This is a genomic window from Candidatus Rickettsia tasmaniensis, from assembly GCF_036857515.1.
Taxonomy (GTDB): domain Bacteria; phylum Pseudomonadota; class Alphaproteobacteria; order Rickettsiales; family Rickettsiaceae; genus Rickettsia; species Rickettsia rickettsii.
Map to the genome: position 1 here is coordinate 1 of NZ_JAQCNX010000052.1, position 1770 is coordinate 1770.

The following is a 1770-nucleotide window of genomic DNA, read 5'->3' on the forward strand; positions in this document are numbered from 1 at the left end:
AATTATTAAATATCCGTCTGCTTCTAGCTTCTTGATTGTTATTAGTAAATATTTAAAATTCAATATAAATAAACAATAAACGCAAAAAATAATGAAATTTATTAAATAGTTTTTAGCTACAAAATATTTTGAAGATAATTTATAAATCGTATATGCCGATAAAAAAACTAGCGAATTTGTACCGATAGGCATACCACTTATTTGATCTATAAATAGACCGAGAAAAAATATGCTAAAAATATTTAAGGAATATAAACTTCAAGAATTTTATCCGGACCTACTATTCTTGCTAATTCATACATATAAATATTACAAGAATGCTTTAAAGCAGACATCATATCTAACGTTCCGTGTCCGCTATGATTCCAACATCTAAAGCTATTAGTACCAAAAGCAGAGCTACCATCGCAAAAAACGGTCTTATTAGGATTAATGCCTACTTCAAGGGCTGCAAGTACGGTAATTATTTTAAAAACCGAGCCTGGAGGATAAGAATTTTGTATTACCTTATTAATTAAAGGCTTATAAGGATCACTCGTTAAACTTTGCCAATAATTTCCCGATAATTTACTGAAATGATTTGATTCAAAACCCGGGGTGGAAGCACAAATTAGTACATTTCCGGTTTTAGTATCCATAACTATTGCCGAAGAACCTTTAGGATTTAAATATTGCTGGATATTTTGCTGAAGCGGCGCATCGATATTTAAATGCATATCTTCACCCGATTTAGTAGGGGTTCCTGCTATTTCTCTTACCTGCTTACCGTAAGCGTTTACTTCAACTTTTTTATAACCAAATGCTCCTCGTAGTTTGTTATCGTAATATTTTTCAATACCGGATTTACCGATATTAAAATCGCTTAAACTATGTATATTTAATTCCTGCTTCTCTTGCTCATTTATTTGACCAAGATAACCGATTAAATGAGAAGTAACGCTTGAAAAAGGATAAAACCTTAAATAACCTATATCAATAAATATTGAAGCGAGTTTATGCTTTTGTTCTTCAATCATTGATACTTGCTGCCAATCAAGCTGATCAAATATTATTAAAGGAGTGTAGCGACTAGATTTTTTAATTTTTTGCTTAATATAATTATATTTTTCCGGAGAAAAATTTAGAATATTACTAATTATTTCTAATTCATCCCTATAATTATTATTAATGCTCCTATCTATTACCAGCTGATAACATGGTTTATTAGTAGCTAAAATATTGCCGTCTAAATCGTAAATTCTTCCTCTAGTCGGTGGAAGTACAACGAAATTAATACGATTCTTATCCGATAAAGTCTTATATTCTTCGCTTTTAATAAGCTGTAAATAAAACATTCTTATTCCAAGCAACGATAAAAATCCGAGTTTACCTAATCCGATTATAAAGGCTCTTCGTGAAATTAACTCACCATGTAGTATTTTCTTATTTAGCATACTTTTTAAAGTAATTCATAGGAGAGTCAAGTATAAGACGAATTATATTATAAGAAAATATAGTTGTTAAAAATTGAAAGAAAATTATTAAATATCCGTCTGCTTCTAGCTTCTTGATTGTTATTAGTAAATATTTAAAATTCAATATAAATAAACAATAAACGCAAAAAATAATGAAATTTATTAAATAGTTTTTAGCTACAAAATATTTTGAAGATAATTTATAAATCGTATATGCCGATAAAAAAACTAGCGAATTTGTACCGATAGGCATACCACTTATTTGATCTATAAATAGACCGAGAAAAAATATGCTAAAAATATTTAAGGAATATAA

1 protein-coding gene and 2 pseudogenes are annotated in these 1770 nt (G+C 28.6%); all 3 read right to left on the minus strand.

Annotated features, from left to right (window positions below):
• Positions 1–258, minus strand: a pseudogene (locus O6R16_RS07740) (hypothetical protein); the annotation flags it as partial.
• Positions 255–1433, minus strand: a pseudogene (locus O6R16_RS07745) (penicillin-binding transpeptidase domain-containing protein); the annotation flags it as partial. The pseudogenes O6R16_RS07745 and O6R16_RS07740, both read right to left, overlap by 4 nt.
• A partial coding sequence (locus tag O6R16_RS07750) for a hypothetical protein (RefSeq protein WP_499680684.1) occupies positions 1423–1770 on the minus strand: 348 nt, incomplete at its 5' end. The gene O6R16_RS07750 and the pseudogene O6R16_RS07745, both read right to left, overlap by 11 nt.